The sequence below is a fragment of the Microbacterium sp. 10L49 genome, assembly GCF_056395125.1.
This window is the reverse complement of the sequence record NZ_JBFTIW010000001.1, coordinates 543463-563660: the sequence shown is the minus strand read 5'-3', so window position 1 is coordinate 563660 and position 20198 is coordinate 543463. Positions and strand designations below refer to the sequence as shown.

Below are 20198 nucleotides of genomic sequence, written 5' to 3'. Positions count from 1 at the left end.
CGGCACTCACTTCCGCTTCTTGCCGTCGAAGTAGGGGTTCTCCCAGATGACCGAGCCGCCCTGGCCGAGCCCCACGCACATGGCGGTGAGGCCGTAACGGACGTCGGGACGCTCGGCGAACTGCGCGGCGAGCTGGATCATCAGGCGCACGCCACTCGCAGCGAGCGGGTGACCGAGCGCGATCGCACCGCCCCACTGGTTGACACGAGGGTCGTCGTCGGCCATGCCGAAGTGGTCGAGCAGGGAGATGACCTGGATCGCGAACGCCTCGTTCAGTTCGAAGAGGCCGATGTCGGAGATCGTCAGGCCGGCCTTCTTGAGCGCCTTCTCGGTGGAAGGGATCGGACCGATGCCCATGATCTCCGGCTGGACGCCGGCGAACGCGAACGAGACCATGCGCATCTTCGGGGTGAGACCCAGTTCCTTGACGGCTCCGCCGCCGGCGAGCAGCGACATGGTCGCGCCGTCGGTGAGCGGCGAGGAGGTTCCGGCCGTGACGCGCCCGTGCGGGCGGAACGGCGTCTTCAGCGCTGCCAGGTCCTCCATCGTGGTCTGCGGCCGGCGGCCCTCGTCCTCGGTGGCAAGACCCCAGGCGCCGTCGGCACCCTTGATCGCGACCGGCACGAGGTCGGGCTGGATCTTGCCGGCGTCGTACGCGGCCTGCACCTTGTGCTGGCTCAGCATGCCGAAGCGGTCCGAGCGCTCCTTGGTGAGGTGCGGGAAGCGATCGAAGATGCGCTCCGCGGTGACGCCCATGTTCAGGGCTCCCGGGTCGACCATCTTCTCGGCGACGAACCGCGGATTGGGGTCGGCGTTGCCGCCGATCGGGTGGTGGCCCATGTGCTCGACGCCGCCCGCGAGGGCGAGGTCGTACATGCCGACGCCGATCGATGCGCCCATCGTGGTGACGCTGGTCATCGCGCCGGCGCACATCCGCTCGACGGCCAGGCCTGGCACGGTCTGGGGGAGTCCGGCGAGGATCGCCACCGAACGGCCAAGGGTGAGTCCCTGGTCACCGGTCTGCGACGTCGCGGCGATGGCGACGTCGTCGATCCGGTCCAGCGGGACGTTCGTGTTCCGCTCCATCAGGCCGATCGTGGCCTTGACGGCCAGGTCGTCCGCGCGGGTGTTCCAGTACATGCCCTTCTCGCCGGCGCGCCCGAAGGGGGTGCGCACTCCATCGACGAAGAAGACGTCCGAGATCTCGGCCACTCTGCCTCCAATGCCCCGTCCGCTGCGCGGACAAGGCCTCCGTTGTTCTGCCGGCAGCCAACGCACGCCGGACTTACAGTTTCGCACGTCCTGAGGAACGCGGTTCCCTATTTTGTGAGACCGAGTGTCATCGCGGTCTGCGCATTCCAGGGGTGTCCCCTCAGCCTAGGTGGGGTCACGGAACGGAGTATGAATCGGTTGGGCTGAACCTACGAAGCGTCTCCGGGCGCCTCGTCGGTCGTTTGCGCGGCTTCCACAAAAGCATCCGCGATCCGCTGTGCGGTTTCCTCAATCTGCCAGGGTCTGGCATCGCGTGCGGCGAGGGCGGAACCGATCGATGCGGCATCGATCTCCGACGGCGGCTCCCACGCGATCCTGCGCAGCGTGTCCGGGGTGAGCAGGTTCTCCGTGGGCATCCCGAGCTCTTCCGCACGGGCCTCGACGGCGGCACGTGCGCCCTTCAGCCGGATGTCCGCTTCGGGGTTGCGATCGGCCCACGCGCGCGGCGGCGGGGGAGCGTCGCTGGGCACCCGCTCACGCGGCAGGTCGGTGCGCTCGCGTCCGCGCTCGATCGCCGCCCACCACCGGTCCAACTGGCTGCGACTGGCGCGACCGGTGAACGCCGAGACGGCGGCGAGGGCGCCCTTGTTCTGCGGGTTCGCCTGCACGGCGGCGATCAGCGCGCGATCGGGGACGAGACGACCGGGGGAGACATCGGATTCGCGGGCGAAGTCCTCCCTGGCCAGCCAGAGCTCGCGGGCCACAGCGAGATTCCTCGCACCGCGCACCTGGTGCAGGCCGCTCAGGCGCCGCCACGGCTCCTCACGCGGAGGCTTGGGCAGGCGCACGCGCGTCGCTTCGAACTCCTCGGCGGCGAACGCCGTCTTGTCGGCCGCTGCGAGCTCGGCGGCGATGAAGTCGCGCACATCCACGAGGTGCAGCACATCGAGCTCGGCGTATTCGAGCCAGGCGTTCGGCAGCGGCCTGGTCGACCAGTCCGCGGCCGAGTGCTCCTTGGCCAGCACGATGCCCAGAGCGCGCTCGACGACGGCCGCGAGGCCCACGCGCTCATAGCCGAGAAGACGCGCGGCGAGCTCGGTGTCGAACACGCTCGCGGGCTCCAGCCCCAGCTCGTGCAGGGACGGCAGATCCTGGCTGGCGGCGTGGAACACCCACTCCTCACCGCCGATGGCCTCCTGCAGCGGAGCGAACGAGCTGATCGCGATCGGATCGAACAGGAACGCCCCGGCGTCGCGTCGGAAGGCCTGCACCAGGTAGGCCCGCTGTGAGTAACGGAAGCCGGAGGCGCGTTCCACGTCTACGGCGACGGGGCCGCTTCCTGCGGCGAGAGTCTGGACCGCGGCGACGAAGTCCTCGTCGTTGTCGATGACGACGTAGTCAGTCACGGATGTTTCTCCTGGCGCCGAACACGGCGATGTCCTCTGAGCCGGGCGGCAGTCCCGCCAGCATTCCGACCAGCTCCGCCCATGCCTCGGCATGCGGGGCGAGCGGTCCGGTCGGCGACCACGACGCACGGAGTTCGATCTGCGCGCCGTCTCCTTCCGCGGCCAGCCCGCCGAAGCCCCTGGACAAGGTCTTCGTGGAGGTTCCGGATGCGGAGTGATGCGTCGCGCCGTGGGACGCGAGCGCGTCGATCAGCCAAGACCACGCTACATCCGCGAGCAGCGGATCCGTGCCGATCTCGGGCTCGAGAGGAGCCTGAGCGAACGCCACGATGCGCCAGGGGCCCGTCCAGGCGTCCGGTTCCGACGGATCGTGCAGCAGCACGAAGCGCCCGGTGCCGTACAGCGAGTCGCCGTTGTCGTCGGGGCGCACGTCGGCTGCGAGGGCGAGGGCATCGGGCGCGAGGCCGGACGGTGCGGGGATCTCGTGCACCACGATGTCGTCGCGGAATCGCAGCGCCCGCAGCTGTTCGGCGGCATGCGCGAAGACGCCGTCGGATCCGGGATGAGCGCTCACGCGGACAGACTAGAGTCAGGAGGCGATGAAGAGTCTCAGGCACGCCGCGACGGTCGGCGCGATCGCGCTGGCAGGCGCCGCGGCTCTGGGCGCGGCGATCGGCAGCGCCCTCGTGCTGCGCATCGCGCGCCAGGTGGTCACCCCCGCCCCTCGCAAGAACGACACCGATGTGCTCTGGATCGACACCGGCGCGCAGACGATCGAACTCTCACGCACGCCGGACACCGAGCTGCCCGGGCGCTACGGCCTCTACGTCGACGGCACCCCCGGCTATGTGAAGCTCGGCGCGGTGCTGCACGCGGACGCCGACAGCGTGCGCCGGAAGCTGTTGACGCAGATCGAGCCGGGCGCTGAGGTGGGACGCCGCGCCGGGTTCAGCGGCTCCTACTACCTCGCACCGGGTGAGCTGCACCTGCCGTACGAGTCGGTGCTGATCGGCACGCCTGCGGGCCCGTGTCCTGCGTGGCTGTTCCCGGCGGAGTCGGCAACCTGGGTGATCCAGGTGCACGGCCGGGGTGCCACCCGCTCCGAGTGCCTTCGCGCCGTTCCCGTCCTGCATGCCGCGGGGCTGCCGGTGCTCATCACGTCCTACCGCAACGACGGGGAGGGGCCGCGCACGCGTCCGGGCTCCTACGGCCTCGGCGCGACGGAATGGCGCGACGTCGATACGGCGATCGCGTACGCGCTCCGCCACGGCGCGGAGCGGATCCTGCTCATGGGGTGGTCGATGGGTGGCGCGATCGCGCTGCAGACCCTGGTGAGGTCGGACCACGGCGGCGCCGTGGTCGGCATGATCCTCGACTCCCCGGTCGTGGATTGGCGGACGGTGCTGCGCTTCCAGGCGAAGGCGATGAGACTGCCGGATCCGCTTCCGCAGCTCGCGATGGACGCGCTGGAACAGCCCTGGTCCGCACGGCTCAGTGGTGCGGACCAGGCGATCCCGTTCGATGCGCTGGACATGGTCGCCCGCTCCGCCGAGCTCGACGTGCCGATCCTCCTGCTGCACAGCGACGACGACGGCTTCGTGCCCTCGGACGCCTCGCACGCACTGGCGAGGGCGCGGCCGGATCTGGTGACCATGCCGCCGTTCACCGGCGCGCGCCACACCAAACTGTGGAACTACGACCAGAACCGGTGGACCGACGCGATCACGGACTGGCTCGGCGAACAGGGCTTCGCGCAGGACAGCTCCTTGGGCTGAGAGCTCTCCGTCGGCCGGCTCCGCCGCGTATCGGTCAGGCGGCCGCGAGGCGGGCGCGCACCTGCCGCTTGGCGCGCATGAGCATCCCTGTCATGCCGGAGATGCGCAGCGGCGACACCACGCGGGTGAGACCGATGGACTGCGGGAAGTCGTCGGGGATCGCCAGCACGGCCTCCGGGCTGAGACCGGCGATGCCCTGCGCGAGGATGCTCGCGAACCCGCGCGTGGTCGGAGCCTCTGCGGGCGCGGTGGCGTGCATCGTCACCGCGCCGCCCGCCAGCTCCAGGTAGATGTAGACGGGCGACTGGCACTCGGCCACGCGCTCAGCCATCTCGGGATGAGCGGCGACCTCCTCGGAGACCGCAGGCAGCTCGTTCGAGAACTCGAGCAGGAGCTGCAGCCGGTCCGCTTCGGGGAGCTCCAGGAACGCGTCCCGGATCTCTGCGAGCGCGTCGGGGAGGGCGAAAGCAGCGGTGTCAGTCATCACCGCAATCCTCCCATGCTCAGAGCGACCCGGGCTCCTCGCCGGTGACGATCGGGACCCGCACGGCGCTGCCCCACTCGGTCCAGGATCCGTCGTAGTTGCGCACGTTCTCGAACCCGAGCAGGTGCTTCAGCACGAACCAGGTGTGCGCCGAGCGCTCACCGATGCGGCAGTACGCGACCACGTCGTCGCCGGCCTTGAGCCCGGCGCCATCGAGATAGATCGCTTCGAGTTCGGTACGGGGCTTGAACCCGCCGTCCTCGGCGACGGCCTTCGCCCATGGCACGTTCTGCGCGGTCGGGATGTGCCCGGCGCGCAGCGCGCCCTCCTCGGGATAGGCCGGTGCCGACGTGCGCGAGCCGTTGTACTCCTCCGGCGAGCGCACGTCGATGAGCGGGTTGCCCAGATGCGTGAGCACGTCGTCCTTGTAGGCGCGCAGCACTGAGTCGTCGCGTTCCACGACGGGGTACTCGGTGGCCGCGCGGCCGGGGAGCTCGGTGGTGATCTCGCGGCCCTCGGAGATCCAGCGGTCGCGCCCGCCGTCCAGCAGGCGTACATCCTCGTGACCGAACAGCGAGAAGACCCAGAGGGCGTAGGCGGCCCACCAGTTGTTCTTGTCGCCGTAGATCACGACCGTGTCGTCGCGGGAGATGCCCTTGCGGCTCAGGAGCGCGGCGAACCCGGCGCCGTCGACGTAGTCGCGCACGACCGGGTCGTTCAGTTCGGTGTGCCAGTCGACCTTGACCGCACCCGGGATGTGCCCGGTCTCGTAGAGCAGCACGTCCTCGTCGGACTCCACCACGACCAGGCCCGGTTCGCCGAGGTGCGTGGCGAGCCAGTCGGTGCTGACGAGCCGTCCGGGCTCGGCGTACTCGGCGAACGATGCGGACGCGGTGTCGAATTCGACGGTCACAGGGGGCTCCCTCGGAAGTGGTGATGCAGGGCGACGATGTCCGTGAACGGCCCGTCGCGCGCGATGACGCGCGGTGAAACCGGTGACGGCGACGGCGTAGGGTTGATCCGTCTCTTCGACACTAGAACCCCGTGCGCCCCTGCGCACCCGCGGGGTAAGACTTCGACACAGGATCCGCATGACCGATCAGGCCGCCACCTCCGGCGTCGTCCACCTCATCGACCGCCAGCCGCAGATGACCGGCGCAGAACTGCTGACGGGGCTCGTGCCGCCGCCGCAGTTCGACGGCGCGACGTTCGAAAGCTACCGCTCCGACGCGGCCTACCCTTCCCAGGAGGAGGCCAAGCAGCATCTCATGACGTTCGCGACGGGCGCGCAGCCGGTCAAGCGCGGCGGCCTGTTCCGGCGGGCGCCTAAGGTGCCCGAGACGAAGCCCGGTGTCTACCTCGACGGCGGCTTCGGCGTCGGCAAGACCCACCTTCTCGCGTCGATCTATCACGCGATGCCCGCCCGGCGGAAGTACTTCGGATCCTTCATCGAGTACACGGCTCTCGTCGGCGCGCTCGGCTATCGCAACACCGTCGACCTGCTCCGCGGATCCGATCTGCTCTGCATCGACGAGTTCGAGCTCGACGACCCGGGCGACACCATGGTGATGACCCGACTGCTCGGCGAGCTCGTCGGCACCGGCACGAAGCTCGCGGCCACCTCCAACACCCCGCCGAACGCGCTGGGCGAGGGCCGTTTCGCCGCACAGGACTTCCTCCGCGAGATCCATGCGATGTCGGACAGCTTCGAGACGATCCGCATCGACGGCGTCGACTTCCGCCAGCGCGCGCTGGACGGGCACGCCGTGGCGCTGTCCGGCGAGGACTACGCCGAACGGATCGCGGTGCTGAGCACAGGTCACCGCGTCTCGGACGACGCGTTCGACGACATCGTCAAGCACCTCGCGCAGGTGCACCCGTCTCGCTACATCCGCCTCATCGCCGGAGTCGAGGCGCTGGGGATCCGCGATGTGCGCCAGCTCACCGACCAGTCCGAGGCGCTGCGGTTCGTCGCCTTCGTCGACCGCGCGTATGACGCGCAGATCCCGATCCTGGCGACCGGACGTCCTCTGGACGAGGTCTTCAGCGAGGAGATGCTCGGCGGCGGCTACCGCAAGAAGTACCTGCGTGCGATCTCTCGTCTGAACGCTCTCTCGCACGCCGAGCTCCCCGTCGCCGGCTGATCCGGACGCGCGAAACACGCTGTTCACACAGCGGCGGATCCTGTAACACCGGCGCAACATGCGCCTCCCTCCCGCGAAACACAGCGCCGCCACACTGAAACGCACGACGCGATCAGGTGGAGGCGCACAGTATGGAAGCAACAGGGAACATCTCCTGGGGAGTGACGGCGACGGCGCTGGTACTGCTCATGACGCCAGGAGTGGCGTTCTTCTACGGCGGTCTTGTCAAGGCCAAGAGCGTCATCAGCATGATGATGATGAGCTTCGGCGCGATCGGGCTCGTCGCCGTGCTGTGGATCCTGTTCGGGTCGTCGATGGCGAGTGTGTCCTCGCCGACGCAGTTCGCCGGTGACCCGTTCGCCGACTTCGGCCTGGCCTCGCTCGCGAGCGGCAAGGGATCCAACGTCGCGCTGCTCACCGTGGGGTACGGCGCCACGTTCGCGATCATCACGGTCGCCCTCATCTCCGGCGCCATCGCGGACCGGGCGAAGTTCGGTCCGTGGCTCATCTTCGTCGGCGTCTTCGCGACCGTCGGCTACTTCCCGATCGCCGCGTGGGTGTGGGGCGGCGGCTGGATCATGCATCTGGGCGCCATGTTGTTCGGAGCCGACAGCGGCATCGAGTTCATCGACTACGCCGGCGGCACCGCGGTGCACATCAACGCCGGCGCCGCGGCCTTCGCCCTCGCGCTCGTGCTCGGCAAGCGGATCGGGTTCCAGAAGGGCATCCAGAAGCCGCACAACGTGCCCCTCACGCTGCTCGGTGCCGCGCTGCTGTGGTTCGGCTGGTTCGGATTCAACGCCGGCGCGCAGTGGACCACGAAGGGTATGGACGGCGTCGGGCTGATCACGATCAATACGTTCGGAGCGGCCGCTGCGGGCATTCTCGGATGGATCCTGATCGAGCGGATCCGCGGCGGCAAGGCCACCTCGATCGGTGCCGCCAGCGGTGCCGTCGCGGGCCTCGTGGCGATCACGCCGGCGTGCGCCAACCTGACGCCGGGCTGGGCACTGCTGCTCGGGGCGCTGACCGGCGCGGTGTGCGCGCTGGCGGTGGAGCTGAAGTTCCGTCTCGGCTACGACGACTCGCTCGACGTGGTCGGTCTGCACCTGGTCGGCGGTTTCATCGGCACCATCTACCTCGGCTTCTTCGCGACGGGGCAGGGCCTGTTCACGGGCGGCGACCTCCGGCTGCTCGTGGTGCAGGTGCTCGCTTCGGGCGGCGTGCTGATCTACTCCTTCGTCGTGGCGCTGGTCATCGGCTTCGCCATCGAGAAGACCGTCGGTTTCCGTGTCACCAGCGAGGACGAGATCGCCGGCGTCGACCTCGTAGTGCACGGCGAGGAGGGCTACGCGCTCACCTCCTGAGGCCCGCGGGGATGCGGGACAGGCGCGGATAGGGTGTCGTTGTGACCACCAATGGCAACGGCATCCTGTCCGCGCTCTTCGCCGCCGTGGCGGCGATCGCGAAGGCAGTCACGAACACCTCCACCCGTGAGAAGGCGCCGCAGGGCCCCGCAGCTCGCACGACGGCAGGCGCCTCAACAGGCACCGCGACGCTGGAGCCGACGGTGGGCCACGGCGGAGCGACCGAGACCCTCGAGCTCGATCCCCGCTCGGTGCGCGGCCTTCACGTCGCCTACGCGCCGCGGCGCGACGGTGCTCCGGACGCGGGGGAGATCGTCTGGACCTGGGTGCCGTACGCCGAGCGCGACGGCCGGGGCAAGGACCGGCCGGTGCTCGTGATCGCGGGGCAGTCGGCGGAGCGGGTGTACGCGGTCAAGCTGACCAGCAAGTCGCACGACGGGGACCGCGACTTCCTCTCGCTCGGATCTGGACCCTGGGACGGGCAGGGCAGGGAGAGCTGGGTCGACATCGACCAGCTCTACAGCGTGCACATCTCCGGTGTGCGGCGCGAAGCGGCCGCTCTCGACCGCGCCCGCTTCGAGCGCGTGGCGAGCGTGCTGGAGCGCCGGTTCGGATGGACCGCGGCCGCCTGAGGGCGGGCTGAACGCACTGCTCAGCGCCGCGCCGGCGATCCGCTTCGCAGCACGAGCACAGTCGTCACCGCGAGGACGACGATCCCGATCGATTCCACGACGACCGTCTGCGGGACGAGCGTGAAGGTCCACACCTCGGTGATCCCGAACAGACCCACGGTGAGCGCAAGCAGAAGCGCGCCCAGTGTGGCGATCAGGAACAGCAGGGACAGCACCGTCGCGGCCTGCGCGAGCCTGCCGTGGAGCACGAGCATCCCGACCGCGAGCACGAGTGCCGCCACGGCGTTGAGCACGAACATCACGCCGAGGATCCCGCCGACTCCTGCGAACACGAGGAAGAGGTGGATCCCGCCGGTGGTGAGGAGGACGAGCGCGCTGAGGATCCGCATGACCCGCAGCGCCGGGGTGGTGGTCGACGTCATCGTGCTACCTGCTTCCGTCTCGAGCCGAGGCCTTCTGGGGTGACACGAGATGCGAGCTCGTCCGGTTCATCCGGACGAGCCAGACGACATCGCGACCGAAGGATTCGCACAGCAGGAGGAGCGCTCCCGCCGCGATGGCGATGTTCGCGACAGGCGGCAGCAGCTGCGTGGCGATCAGCGCCAGCGCGATGCCGCACGCCGCAGCGACGACCTTCCGCCAGTACCGGTAGGGGAGTGTGCGGCCGAGGAACGGCAGCGCCCATGCCGCGGCGACGAAGGCGTACCGCATGGGCCCGATCGCGAGCACCCAGCCGCCGACGAATCGCACGTCGTACACGCACAGCACAAGCAGCAGGAACGCGTCGACCTCCATGTCGAAGCGGGCGCCGAGTTCGCTCACGCTGTCGGTGCGGCGCGCGACGTACCCGTCGACGCCGTCGAGGGCGAGGGCTGCGGCCACGATCGTCGCGAAGAGCGCGACGGAGATTCCATCCGTGAACGAGGTCACGACGAGGCCCGTCGCGATGCCGACGAGCATCGATCGGGCGGCCGTGACGGCGTTGGCGGCGCCGAAGCGCGTGCTGCCGCGCCGTCGGAGCCCGCGTGAGACCAGCAGGGACGACACGGCCAGGTAGCCGAGCGCAGCCGTCCAACCCGCCGGCGACAGCGGTTCGAACGCACCGAGCGTGAGCAGCGCGAGGACTCCTGCGGCCCCCCACAGCCAGGGCGTGAGCTGAACCTTTCGCATCCGGCCTCCGTGTTACTTTCATGGTAGTCATGGGTGACACGACGCAGCGGGCGGTCGAGGTTCACGCGGATCGCGCAGAGACGGCGACCGCGTGGTGGACGACGGGCCAGGGACATGGCGAGTTCCGCAGCGAACAGGTGCGGCCCGCCGCCCCGGGCGAGGTCTCGGTGCGCACCCTGTGGACAGGGATCAGCCGCGGCACGGAGTCGCTCGTCGCGCGCGGGGCGGTGCCTGACTCCGAGCACGAGCGGATGCGCGCTCCCTTCCAGGACGGCGACTTCCCCTTCCCCGTCAAATACGGCTACCTCAACGTCGGCGTGGTCGAGGACGGCCCGCTGCCGCTGCGGGGACGGACGGTGTTCGCGCTGGTCCCGCACCAGTCGGGGTACGTCGCGCCGGAGGGAGCCGTCGTGCCCGTGCCCGAGGGCGTGCCGGCCCGGCGGGCGGTGCTCGCGGGGGCGGTGGAGACCGCAGTGAACGTGCTCTGGGACGCAGCACCCGCCATCGGCGACCGCGTGCTCATCGTCGGGGCCGGGATGATCGGCTGCGCCGTGGCACGCCTGGCGAGCGGCATCCCCGGAGTCGAGGTCACCGTGGTCGACATCGACCCCGAGAAGCGGAGCGTCGTCGAGGCGCTCGGTGCGCGGTTCGCCGGCGCTGCGGCTCCGCCCGGCGACGCGGACGTGGTGATCGAGGCCAGCGGATCCGGTGCCGGACTGCAGTTGGCGCTGCGGTGCGCGCCCACGGACGGCGAGGTGCTCGTGGCGAGCTGGTACGGCGCCGAACCGGTGTCGCTCGAGTTGGGTGCAGACTTCCACTCGCGCCGGCTGAGGATCCGCTCGAGCCAGGTCGGCGCAGTCGCCACGACCCGTCGCGGTCGGCGGAGCACGCGGGATCGGCTCACACTCGCGCTCAGCCTTCTGCAGGACCCCGCGTTCGACGTCCTGCTCGGGGCGACCGCATCGTGGCGGCAGCTGCCGGACGTGACTGCGGGCCTCGCCGACGGCACCGCGGCCGAGCTCTGCCAGACCATCGATTGGAGCAGGCCATGACCTTCGCCGTGACGGTCCGTGACCACCTGATGATCGCCCACAGCCTTCGCGGCGAAGTCTTCGGACCCGCGCAGCGACTGCATGGCGCGACCTATGTCGTCGACGCCTCCTTCCGCGCCGCGGAGCTCGATCCGGACGGAATCGTCGTGGATATCGGTCGGGCCTCGGCCGCGCTGCACGAGATCGTCGATGCGCTCTCGTACCGCAACCTCGATGACGAGCCCGACCTGCAGGGCGTCAACACCACGACCGAGCGGCTGTGCCAGATCATCGGCGACAGGCTCGCAGGGCGGGCGCGCGACGGCGGCTTCGGCGATGCCAGGCTGACCGGCATCGCCGTGACCCTGCACGAATCGCACATCGCGTGGGCCTCCTACGAGGTGACGATGTGACCGGCCGCGCCGTCACCTTCCTCGTCCCCGAGGGGATCGACGATCCCGCCCGGGTGAGCGGCGGAAACGTGTACGACCGGCGCGTGCGCGACGGCCTGGGCGCCCGCGGATGGCGCGTCACGACCGTCGAGACGAGCGGCTCCTCCGACGCGGCGGCGGCCCTCGGGGAGGTTCCGCGCGGCGCGACCGTGCTCGTGGACGGGCTCATCGCCCTCAGGGCATCGGAGGCGTTGGCCGAGGCGTCGGCCCGGGTGCGGACGGTGGTCCTGGCGCACATGGTCGCGGCGGCGTTCCCGGATGCGACGGCGCGGACGACGGATGCGGAGCGTCGTGCCCTGACGGCAGCGGACCACGTGATCGTGACGAGCCGGTGGACAGCGGAGGAGCTCCGCCGGCGCGGGCTGGCGGACTCCGACCGCGTGACGATCGCGGTGCCGGGAGTCGACGTGCCACAGGCTCCCTCGTCCTCTGGTGCGCAGGCGAGCGGGCAGAATCTCCTCTGCGTCGGCGTCGTGGCGCCGCACAAGGGACAGGACGTGCTGCTCGCCGCACTCGATCGGCTGTCAGGACGGGGCTGGACGTGCCGCATCGTCGGATCCTCCCCACCGTCCGGCAGCTTCGCCTCCTCGGTTGCACGCGAGGCACAGCGGTTCTCCGGCAGGGTGCGACTCACCGGTGTGCTCGAGGGGCCGGAGCTCGCCGCGGAGTATCGCCGCAGTGGGTTGCTCGTGGCGCCGTCCCGCGTGGAGAGCTCGGGCATGGCGATCGCCGAGGCCCGCGGGCACGGCATGCCCGTCCTGGCCGCGGCGGTGGGAGGCATCCCCGACACCGTGGCCGGAGGCGGGGCCCTCCTCGTCCCACCCGAGGATCCCGGTGCCCTCGCGGCCGCTCTTGACGGCTGGATGACGGATCCGGCGCTGCGCCGGCGGCTGCGCGCCGAGACCCGCGCCGCTCGCGACAGCCTGCCGAGCTGGTCGGACACGGTGGATGCCGTGTCCGTCGCGCTGGAGACGTCATGAGCTCCGTCTCGACCGCCACGCCGTCGTGGCTCGCGCTGCGTTCCGCGGCGGATGACGCCGCCCGCTCGACGGAGCTCGCTGCCGTGCTCGCGCGCCTGCTGCCATCCGGGCCGGTCGTGCTGCACGACCTCGGGGCCGGAACCGGCGGCATGACCCGGTGGCTCGCCCCTCGGCTGCCCGGCCCCCAGGAGTGGGTGCTGCGCGACGGGGACGCAGGGATCCTCGAGCACCTCGACCTCGACGCGGTCGCCGACGACGCCGGGAGGCCGATCCGCTTCCTCACGAACGTCGAGGTACTGGAAGCACTGGATGCTCGGGCGTTCGCCGGCGCGTCCGCCGTCACTGCCTCCGCCCTGCTCGACGTCGTCACCCGCGACGAGGCGGCCCGCATCGTCAGTGCGTGCGTCGCGGCGGGTGCTCCCGCGTTCTTCAGCCTCTCCGTCACGGGAGTGGTGGTCCTCGATCCTCCCGATGACATCGACGCCACCCTCGGAGACGCGTTCAACGCGCACCAGCGGCGGGATGCCGACGGGCGGCGGCTGCTGGGCCCGGATGCCGCTCCCGTCCTGGCGAGGCTGTTCGCCGACGCCGGATGGAGGATCCGAACGAGCTCGACGCCGTGGCATCTCGGCCCCGCGGACGGGCCCCTGCTCGCCGCCTGGCTGGACGGCTGGGTCGGTGCGGCCGTCGAGCAGCGTCCCGAACTCGCAGACGATGCCGCCGGCTATCTCGCCCGGAGAAGTGCCGAGCTCGACGGGGGAACGCTGCGCGTCACCGTCTCGCACCAGGATGTGCTCGCATGGCCGCGGTGAGCCCCTTCTCGGAGGGCGCCCTCCCGTACGCGCCAGACGCAGCGGATCGGCGGCGCGATCATCCCCGGATCCGCTTCGCCGCCCGCGTCGGCGCCGGAATCGCGATCCTGGTCGCGACGGTGCTGGTCGTCGGTCTCGGCCCGTTCCTGCACGGTTTCGCCGCCATCTCGCCGCTGTCCGTGCTGGCGGCCCTCGCGCTCGCGGTGATCGCGACCTCGGCCGCCGCGTGGCGCTGGAGGGTCGTCGCCACCGGCTACGGGCTGACGCTGAGCCGGCGCGCCGGATTCGCCGCCTACTACCGGTCGCAATTCCTCAATGCCGTGCTTCCGGCGGGCATCCTCGGCGATGTGCATCGCGCCTGGGCGCACGGCCGGGACCAGGCGCGCCTGGGCATCGCCGCTCGTGCCGTGGCCGTCGAACGGATCCTCGGGCAGATCGTGCAGGTCGCGCTGACGCTCGCGATCCTGTTGCCGCTCGGGTTCGGGTCCCGGCTCGTGCCGCTCGTCTGGGGCGCGGGAGCGATCGCGGCCGGGATCGCCGTGATGGCGGCGACGGCGGTCATCCTGCCGCGCCCGCGGCGGCTCCTGCAGCAGGAGTATCTCCTGCTCCGCCCGGTGCTGGCAAGACCGGCCGCGCTGCTCGCGATCATCACCGCATCGGTCGTGGTCGTGGCGGCGCACGTCGCGCTGTTCCTCGTGGCGTCCCTCGCCGTCGGACTGCGGCCCGACGGTGCGATCGCGGCGGTCGGCCTCGTCGTGCTCGCAGCCTCCGCCATCCCGCTCAACGTCGGCGGCTGGGGCCCGAGGGAGGCCGTGGCCGGCGCGGCATTCGCACTCGTCGGCCTCGGCGCCTCCGCCGGCGTGTCCGCCTCCGCCGCGTTCGGCGCGCTGGCGCTCATCGGCGTGCTGCCGGGCGCGGTCGTGCTTCTCGTCGAGCAGAGGAGAAGGCTATGAGCGAGCGACCGTACGTCACTCTCAGCTGTGCGATGTCGATCGACGGGTACCTCGACGGCTCCGCACCGCGCCGCCTGGCGATGTCGAACGAGGCCGACTTCGACCGGGTCGACGAGGTGCGCTCCCGCAACGACGCGATCCTGGTGGGCGCGTCGACGGTGCGGCGGGACAACCCTCGACTGCTGGTCCGCGATGCCGCGCGGCGTGCGCGGCGGCTGTCGTCCGGATGCGCTGCGTCTCCGATGAAGGTGACGGTGACGGCGTCGGGCGCTCTGTCCCCGGACGCCGCGTTCTTCACGACGGGGGAGGTGCCGCGTCTCGTGTACACGCCGTCGGAGGGCGTGCGCCGTCTTGGCTCACGGCTCGGCGAGCGGGCCACGGTGGTCGGCCTCGGCGAGCACGTGACCATGGCCGCCGTGCTCGACGACCTCGGCGAACGCCGAGCAGTCCGCCGGCTCATGGTCGAGGGAGGCGGTGCCGTTCTCACCCAGTTCCTCCAGGCCGATCTCGTGGACGAGCTGCAGCTCGTGATCGCGCCCTTCTTCGTCGGCGAGCCGGGAGCGCCCCGGGCCGCGGCCGCGGGCCGGTATCCCTGGACGGCTTCGCGTCGTGCCCGTCTGGCGGACACGCGGCAGATCGGCGACGTCGTGCTGCTGCGCTACGCGCTGTCGGATCGCTGCGACGTCCCTACGGATGACGGCGATCCCGCCGTCCGGGATCACGCCATCGCCGCTTCCGCATGGCCATGAGCCTGCAGGCCGGGAGCTGGACCTCACGTGGGACGCACCTCGGCGCGGCCCCGTGGCAGGGGAGAGGCGCGGCCGGGCTCACCGTCGCGATCGTGGCGCTCGTCGTCCTCCCGCTCGCTCCGGGACTGCTGGGGACGGACCGGCCCTCTCCCGGACTGAACGGACTCCTCGGAATCCCCGCGGAGTCGCTCCTGATCGTGCTTCTGCTCCTGCTCGTTCCGTGGCGCGCCGTGCGCCGTGTCCTAGCCGGGGTGTTCGGTGTGTTCGTCACCTCTGCCCTTGCTCTCGCCGGAATCGACCGCGGATTCCGTACCACCGTCGGAACCCCGTTCGTCCTCGTGGACTGGCCGCAGCTCGGATCCGCCTATGGGGTCGTCGTCGACTCGGTGGGCCCCTTCCTCGCGGAGCTGCTGCTGGTCGGCCTCCTCTGCGCGGCCCTCGCGTGCGCGATGCTGCTGGCCTGGGCCTCCCTCCGCGTCTCGGAAGTGGTGCAGCGACGTGGCGCGGGGCGAGTCGTGATCGCGGGACTCGCGGTGGTGTGGCTGGTCGCAGGGGTCGTGGCGCCGCCGCCGACCGGCGATCCCCTCGCCTCCGCCGCCTCGGTCGGCTCCGTCGCGACCGCGGTGTCGCGCACCGAGCGCGTGCTCGCGGAGCAGGCGGCGGTCGCGCGTGCCATCGCGGAGGATCCGTTCGCGGCCATGCCCTCGTCTCGCCTGCTCAGCGGACTCCGGGGCAAGGACGTCGTGGTCGCGTTCGTCGAGAGCTACGGCCGGGTCGCGCTGGAGGGCGCGGGGATCGCCGACGGCGTGACGGATGTGCTCCGGGCCGGGAACGCCTCCCTGGTCGCCGACGGGTACGCCGCGCAAAGCGCCTGGCTCACATCGCCCACCTACGGCGGGCTGAGCTGGCTCGCGCACGGCACCCTGCAAACCGGCGTGTGGACGCCGACGCAGCAGGCATACGATCAGCTCGTCGCCAGCGACCGCCTGTCCTTGGCGCGGGCGTTCGGTGAAGCCGGGTGGCGGACGGTGTCCGACGTGCCCTCGGACACCGAGGCCTGGCGCACCGGGTCGTCCTTCTATCGATATGACTCGCTGGTCGGCGCGACGGACGTCGGTTACCGCGGCCCTGGCTTCGGCTATGCGCGCATTCCCGACCAGTTCACACTCAAGCACTTCGCCGACACGGAGCTCACGGGTCCGCATGATCCCGTGATGGCCGAGATCGACCTGGTGTCGTCGCACACCCCGTGGGCGCCACTGCCGCAACTGGTGCCCTGGGAGCAGATCGGCGACGGCTCCGTCTACGAACCGCAGCCGGGTCAGAGCGAATCCGCAGGAACGGTCTGGCAGAGCGCGGAGACCGTCCAGCGCTTCTACGGGCAGTCGGTGCAGTACTCGCTCGGATCCCTGCTTTCGTTCCTCGAGAACGTCGACGATCCGAACCTCGTGGTCATCGTCCTCGGCGATCACCAGCCCGCCGCGATCGTGAGCGGCGCCGGCGCCTCGCACGACGTGCCGATCAGCGTCATCGCCCGCGACCCCGCGGTGTTCGCGGCGATCGACGGCTGGGGGTGGACGCGCGGCCTTCAGCCGCGTGACGGCTCTCCGATCTGGCGCATGGACGCTTTCCGGGATCGCCTCTTCGCCGCGTTCAGCGAGAAGCCATGAGCGGCAGCGAGGGAGCGGGCACGTAGGCTGAGGGCGTGGCGAAGAGCATCCTCATCACGTCCATCGAAGGTCACTCCGGCAAGTCGCTTGTCGCGCTGGGTGTGATCGACGCGCTGAGCAGAGCCGCTGCCCGAGTGGGCGTGTTCCGTCCGGTCAGCCGTGCAAGCGACGGCTCCGACGACGTGCTGGAGATGCTGCTGAGCCGCACCGAGGTCGGGCTCGATGCGGCCGAGTGCATCGGCGTCGGCTATGACGAGCTCCACGCCGACCCCGATGCGGCCCTCGGGCGGATCCTGCAGCGTTATCGGGCCGTGGAGGCGCAGTGCGACGCTGTCGTGATCCTGGGCAGCGACTACACCGATGTGGCGGCTCCCGCGGAACTCGGGGTCAACGCGCGGATCGCGGCGAACCTGGGGGCGCCGGTGCTGCTCGTGCTGGGCGGAAGAGACACGGCGGGGCACGGCGAGCGCCTCGGCGTCACCGAAGCGCGCACACCCGCGCAGGTGGGCCAGCTCGCCAGGCTCGGCATGGCCGAGCTGGCACAGGAGCGGGCCGTGCTCTCCGCGATCGTCGTCAACCGCGCCGACGGTGCGCAGCGCGATCAGATCGCGGCCGCCGTCGCGGCGGTGCTGGGGGAGCGGCCGCCGACCGCCGAGGAGGTGCCGGTGTGGGTGATCCCGGAGGATCGCTCGCTCGTTGCGCCCTCCGTGCGCGGTGTGCGCACGGCACTGGACGGGCGAATGGTCCGCGGTGATGAGGAGCTCCTCGACCGTGAGGTGCTGGACGTGGTGATCGCGGGCATGTCCATGGTGAACGTGCTGCCACGGCTCATCGAGTCGTCGGTGGTCGTGGTGCCTGCCGATCGCGAGGAGGTACTGCTGGCCACCCTGCTGGCGCAGGCGGCGGGAACCTTCCCGTCGATCGCCGCGATCGTGCTGAACGGGCCGTTCGCGCTGCCAGAGCCGATCGAACGCCTGCTCGACGGGCTGGGGCCGCGGGTGCCCATCATCGCGACGGATCACGGCACCTACGACACCACCGTGCGCATCATGAATGCGCCGGGCCGCCTCTCGGTGGACGCTCCGCACAGGGTGGGCCGGGCGCTGGCGATGTTCGAGCAGAACGTCGACGTGCCGGCTCTCATCGCGCGGCTGGGCGTCGCGCGCTCGGATGTCGTGACGCCGCTGATGTTCCAGTACGAGCTGTTCGACCGGGCGCGCACCGAGCGCCGCACGATCGTGCTCCCGGAGGGTGGCGACGATCGCGTGCTCCGGGCTGCGGGGGCGGTCCTCGCCGGTGGGATCGCAGACCTGGTGATCCTCGGTGAGGAGGCGGCGGTGCGGGCTCGCGCCAGGGAGCTCGGAGTCGACCTGGACGCGGCGCGCATCGTGTCGCCGACGGATCCCGAGCTCGTGCCGCGGTTCGCGGAGGAGTACGCGCGGCTGCGTGCGCACAAGGGCGTCACCGTCGCCCAGGCGGCCGACACCGTCACCGACGTCTCCTATTTCGGCACCCTCATGGTGCACCTGGGCCTCGCCGACGGCATGGTGTCCGGTGCCGCGCACACCACCGCGCACACGATCCGCCCCGCGTTCGAGATCATCAAGACGCGGCCCGGGGTCTCCGTGGTGTCCTCGGTCTTCCTGATGGCTCTCGCGGACCGCGTCCTGGTCTATGGTGACTGCGCGGTGATCCCGGATCCGACCAGCGAGCAGCTCGCCGACATCGCGATCTCCTCGGCCGCGACGGCGACCGCGTTCGGCATCGAGCCCCGGGTCGCGATGCTCTCGTACTCGACGGGGGACTCCGGATCCGGCGCCGAAGTCGAGAAGGTGCGCGCCGCGACCGACTTGGTGCGTGAACGTGCGCCGGAGCTGCCCGTGGAGGGACCGATCCAGTACGATGCCGCGGCCGACGCGGCGGTCGCCAGGGCGAAGCTTCCCGGGTCATCGGTGGCCGGCCGGGCCACCGTGTTCGTGTTCCCGGATCTGAACACCGGCAACAACACGTACAAGGCCGTGCAGCGATCCGCCGGCGCGGTGGCGATGGGGCCGGTGCTGCAAGGGCTCAACAAGCCCATCAACGACCTCTCCCGCGGCGCTCTCGTCGAGGACATCGTCAACACGATCGCGATCACCGCGATCCAGGCCCAGCAGGGGAGCGCCTCGTGAGCATCGTCCTGGTCATCAACAGCGGATCCTCGTCCTTCAAGTACCAGCTCGTCGACGTCGCCGGCGGTGTCGCCCTGGCCTCGGGGCTGGTCGAGCGCATCGGCCAGCCGGAGGGTCGAGCGGTCCATGTCGATGCTCAAGGACGCGAGACTGAGCGGATCCTGCCGATCCCCGACCACACCGTCGGGTTCCAGGTGATGCTGGACGCTTTCGATGCGCACGGGCCGTCCCTCGAGGAGTCCCCTCCCACGGCGCTCGGGCACAGGGTGGTGCACGGCGGCGCGCGCTTCTTCGAGCCGACGCTCATCACCCCGCTCGTGGAGATCAACATCGACGAGCTCTCCGCGCTCGCTCCGCTGCACAATCCCGGCGCGCTCCAGGGCATCCGCGCGGCGAAGGCCGCCTTCCCGGACGTGCCGCATGTTGCAGTGTTCGACACGGCTTTCCACCAGACCCTCGCGCCCGCCGCGTACACCTACGCGATCGACCGCGAGCTCGCCGAGGCGCACCGGATCCGCCGGTACGGCTTCCACGGGACCTCGCACAAGTACGTGTCCGAGGCGGCCGCGGCGTTCGTCGGCGGTGAGCGGGACGACCTGCGCCAGATCGTGTTCCACCTCGGCAACGGCGCCTCGGTGACCGCGGTGCGCGGAGGACGCTCGGTGGAGACGTCGATGGGCATGACGCCCCTGGAAGGGCTCGTGATGGGCACGCGCTCGGGCGACATCGACCCCGCCGTGCTGTTCACGCTGGCCCGTCGGGCCGACATGACGACCCACGACCTCGACGAGCTGCTGAACGCTCGCAGCGGGCTCAAGGGGCTCGCAGGCGTCTCGGACATGCGCGACGTCCTCGCCCGTGCGGCGTCGGGCGACGAACACGCGGCCCTTGCGTTCGAGGTGTACATCCACCGTCTGCGCGGGTACGCGGGGGCGTACATCGCCCAGCTCGGCGGCGTCGACGTCATCTCGTTCACCGCCGGGGTGGGCGAGAACAACGCGCTGGTCCGCCGGGAGGCGATGGCGACGCTGGGCTTCGCGGGCGTCGAGATCGACCCGGTGCGCAACGAGGCGTCCGGGGCGGGGATCCGCGTCATCTCGACGGATGCGTCCCGAGTGACGGTGCTGGTGGTGCCGACGAACGAGGAACTCGAGATCGCCCGCCAGACAGTGCAGACACTGCCATGAACA

General features: G+C 70.7%; 20 protein-coding genes. 13 read left to right on the top strand and 7 right to left on the bottom strand.

Annotated elements, in window-relative coordinates; all coding sequences use genetic code 11:
* Window positions 1-6 precede the first annotated feature (6 nt).
* The 3 genes from AC1DCT_RS02750 to AC1DCT_RS02740 all read right to left on the bottom strand — a co-directional run bounded on the left by AC1DCT_RS02750 (window position 7) and on the right by AC1DCT_RS02740 (window position 3192).
* Window positions 7-1212 (bottom strand): thiolase family protein, encoded by a 1206-nt coding sequence (locus tag AC1DCT_RS02750; RefSeq protein WP_477427325.1) that lies wholly within the window; start codon window positions 1210-1212, stop codon window positions 7-9.
* Between the two features lie 209 nt (window positions 1213-1421).
* Entirely contained in the window at window positions 1422-2618 is a 1197-nt protein-coding gene (locus AC1DCT_RS02745; protein ID WP_477427323.1) for an HRDC domain-containing protein, read from the bottom strand.
* Window positions 2611-3192 carry a DUF3000 domain-containing protein gene (locus AC1DCT_RS02740; protein ID WP_477427321.1) on the bottom strand — a complete coding sequence of 194 codons (582 nt, stop codon included), beginning with the start codon at window positions 3190-3192 and terminating at the stop codon, window positions 2611-2613. The genes AC1DCT_RS02745 and AC1DCT_RS02740 overlap by 8 nt, the downstream gene beginning before the upstream one ends.
* Before the next feature lie 25 nt (window positions 3193-3217).
* Here AC1DCT_RS02740 and AC1DCT_RS02735 point away from each other — a divergent pair, with 25 nt between their 5' ends.
* Entirely contained in the window at window positions 3218-4393 is a 1176-nt protein-coding gene (locus AC1DCT_RS02735) for an alpha/beta hydrolase family protein (protein ID WP_477427319.1), read from the top strand.
* 34 nt (window positions 4394-4427) lie between these two features.
* Here AC1DCT_RS02735 and AC1DCT_RS02730 read toward each other — a convergent pair whose 3' ends face one another.
* Both AC1DCT_RS02730 and AC1DCT_RS02725 read right to left on the bottom strand, forming a co-directional pair.
* Window positions 4428-4877, bottom strand: a complete 450-nt coding sequence (locus AC1DCT_RS02730) for a SufE family protein (protein WP_477427318.1) — start codon at window positions 4875-4877, stop codon at window positions 4428-4430.
* A gap of 19 nt (window positions 4878-4896) precedes the next feature.
* Window positions 4897-5790: a sulfurtransferase gene (locus AC1DCT_RS02725; RefSeq protein WP_440731832.1), complete on the bottom strand. Its 894-nt coding sequence runs from the start codon at window positions 5788-5790 to the stop codon at window positions 4897-4899.
* 178 nt (window positions 5791-5968) lie between these two features.
* On the opposite strand from AC1DCT_RS02725, the gene zapE reads away from it, so the two are divergent.
* From zapE to AC1DCT_RS02710, 3 genes are all read left to right on the top strand, one after another.
* Window positions 5969-7021 carry a cell division protein ZapE gene (gene zapE / locus AC1DCT_RS02720; RefSeq protein ID WP_440731831.1) on the top strand — a complete coding sequence of 351 codons (1053 nt, stop codon included), beginning with the start codon at window positions 5969-5971 and terminating at the stop codon, window positions 7019-7021.
* 131 nt (window positions 7022-7152) lie between these two features.
* Window positions 7153-8388, top strand: coding sequence for an ammonium transporter (locus AC1DCT_RS02715; protein WP_440731830.1), 1236 nt, complete (start codon window positions 7153-7155; stop codon window positions 8386-8388).
* Between the two features lie 41 nt (window positions 8389-8429).
* On the top strand, window positions 8430-9020 hold the full coding sequence (locus tag AC1DCT_RS02710; protein ID WP_477427316.1) for a type II toxin-antitoxin system PemK/MazF family toxin: 591 nt from the start codon (window positions 8430-8432) through the stop codon (window positions 9018-9020).
* A 20-nt stretch (window positions 9021-9040) separates the two neighbouring features.
* On the opposite strand, the gene AC1DCT_RS02705 is transcribed toward AC1DCT_RS02710, so the two are convergent.
* Window positions 9041-9442, bottom strand: a complete 402-nt coding sequence (locus AC1DCT_RS02705) for a hypothetical protein (RefSeq protein ID WP_441977785.1) — start codon at window positions 9440-9442, stop codon at window positions 9041-9043.
* 4 nt (window positions 9443-9446) lie between these two features.
* Complete coding sequence (locus AC1DCT_RS02700; protein ID WP_477427314.1) at window positions 9447-10190, bottom strand: CDP-alcohol phosphatidyltransferase family protein; 744 nt, start codon at window positions 10188-10190, stop codon at window positions 9447-9449.
* Window positions 10191-10219: 29 nt separating this feature from the next.
* On the opposite strand from AC1DCT_RS02700, the gene AC1DCT_RS02695 reads away from it, so the two are divergent.
* The 9 genes from AC1DCT_RS02695 to AC1DCT_RS02655 are packed head-to-tail and all read left to right on the top strand — an operon-like array spanning window position 10220 to window position 20195.
* The gene (locus AC1DCT_RS02695; RefSeq protein WP_477427312.1) at window positions 10220-11242 is read left to right on the top strand and encodes a zinc-dependent alcohol dehydrogenase; all 1023 of its coding nucleotides are present in this window, start codon (window positions 10220-10222) and stop codon (window positions 11240-11242) included.
* On the top strand, window positions 11239-11634 hold the full coding sequence (locus tag AC1DCT_RS02690; protein WP_440731825.1) for a 6-pyruvoyl trahydropterin synthase family protein: 396 nt from the start codon (window positions 11239-11241) through the stop codon (window positions 11632-11634). Before AC1DCT_RS02695 ends, AC1DCT_RS02690 begins: the two co-directional genes overlap by 4 nt.
* Window positions 11631-12653 carry a glycosyltransferase family 4 protein gene (locus AC1DCT_RS02685; RefSeq protein WP_477427310.1) on the top strand — a complete coding sequence of 341 codons (1023 nt, stop codon included), beginning with the start codon at window positions 11631-11633 and terminating at the stop codon, window positions 12651-12653. Before AC1DCT_RS02690 ends, AC1DCT_RS02685 begins: the two co-directional genes overlap by 4 nt.
* Window positions 12650-13465 carry an SAM-dependent methyltransferase gene (locus AC1DCT_RS02680; RefSeq protein ID WP_477427308.1) on the top strand — a complete coding sequence of 272 codons (816 nt, stop codon included), beginning with the start codon at window positions 12650-12652 and terminating at the stop codon, window positions 13463-13465. Before AC1DCT_RS02685 ends, AC1DCT_RS02680 begins: the two co-directional genes overlap by 4 nt.
* Window positions 13453-14418, top strand: a complete 966-nt coding sequence (locus AC1DCT_RS02675; protein ID WP_477427306.1) for a lysylphosphatidylglycerol synthase transmembrane domain-containing protein — start codon at window positions 13453-13455, stop codon at window positions 14416-14418. The genes AC1DCT_RS02680 and AC1DCT_RS02675 overlap by 13 nt, the downstream gene beginning before the upstream one ends.
* Entirely contained in the window at window positions 14415-15167 is a 753-nt protein-coding gene (locus AC1DCT_RS02670; protein WP_477427304.1) for a RibD family protein, read from the top strand. Before AC1DCT_RS02675 ends, AC1DCT_RS02670 begins: the two co-directional genes overlap by 4 nt.
* Entirely contained in the window at window positions 15158-16837 is a 1680-nt protein-coding gene (locus tag AC1DCT_RS02665) for an alkaline phosphatase family protein (protein WP_477427302.1), read from the top strand. Before AC1DCT_RS02670 ends, AC1DCT_RS02665 begins: the two co-directional genes overlap by 10 nt.
* Before the next feature lie 35 nt (window positions 16838-16872).
* Entirely contained in the window at window positions 16873-19008 is a 2136-nt protein-coding gene (gene pta / locus AC1DCT_RS02660; RefSeq protein WP_477427300.1) for a phosphate acetyltransferase, read from the top strand.
* Window positions 19005-20195: an acetate/propionate family kinase gene (locus tag AC1DCT_RS02655; RefSeq protein WP_477427298.1), complete on the top strand. Its 1191-nt coding sequence runs from the start codon at window positions 19005-19007 to the stop codon at window positions 20193-20195. Before pta ends, AC1DCT_RS02655 begins: the two co-directional genes overlap by 4 nt.
* The last annotated feature ends 3 nt before the right edge of the window (window positions 20196-20198 follow it).

What these genes read in the sequence shown, in the direction of transcription:
- AC1DCT_RS02690 (WP_440731825.1), top strand. Translation starts at nt 11,239, where the DNA reads ATGACCTTCGCCGTGACGGTCCGTGACCACCTGATGATCGCCCACAGC.
- AC1DCT_RS02715 (WP_440731830.1), top strand. Translation starts at nt 7,153, where the DNA reads ATGGAAGCAACAGGGAACATCTCCTGGGGAGTGACGGCGACGGCGCTG.
- AC1DCT_RS02675 (WP_477427306.1), top strand. Translation starts at nt 13,453, where the DNA reads ATGGCCGCGGTGAGCCCCTTCTCGGAGGGCGCCCTCCCGTACGCGCCA.
- AC1DCT_RS02705 (WP_441977785.1), bottom strand. Translation starts at nt 9,442, where the DNA reads ATGACGTCGACCACCACCCCGGCGCTGCGGGTCATGCGGATCCTCAGC.
- AC1DCT_RS02700 (WP_477427314.1), bottom strand. Translation starts at nt 10,190, where the DNA reads ATGCGAAAGGTTCAGCTCACGCCCTGGCTGTGGGGGGCCGCAGGAGTC.
- AC1DCT_RS02665 (WP_477427302.1), top strand. Translation starts at nt 15,158, where the DNA reads ATGGCCATGAGCCTGCAGGCCGGGAGCTGGACCTCACGTGGGACGCAC.
- AC1DCT_RS02680 (WP_477427308.1), top strand. Translation starts at nt 12,650, where the DNA reads ATGAGCTCCGTCTCGACCGCCACGCCGTCGTGGCTCGCGCTGCGTTCC.
- AC1DCT_RS02730 (WP_477427318.1), bottom strand. Translation starts at nt 4,877, where the DNA reads ATGACTGACACCGCTGCTTTCGCCCTCCCCGACGCGCTCGCAGAGATC.
- AC1DCT_RS02695 (WP_477427312.1), top strand. Translation starts at nt 10,220, where the DNA reads ATGGGTGACACGACGCAGCGGGCGGTCGAGGTTCACGCGGATCGCGCA.
- AC1DCT_RS02670 (WP_477427304.1), top strand. Translation starts at nt 14,415, where the DNA reads ATGAGCGAGCGACCGTACGTCACTCTCAGCTGTGCGATGTCGATCGAC.
- zapE (WP_440731831.1), top strand. Translation starts at nt 5,969, where the DNA reads ATGACCGATCAGGCCGCCACCTCCGGCGTCGTCCACCTCATCGACCGC.
- AC1DCT_RS02735 (WP_477427319.1), top strand. Translation starts at nt 3,218, where the DNA reads ATGAAGAGTCTCAGGCACGCCGCGACGGTCGGCGCGATCGCGCTGGCA.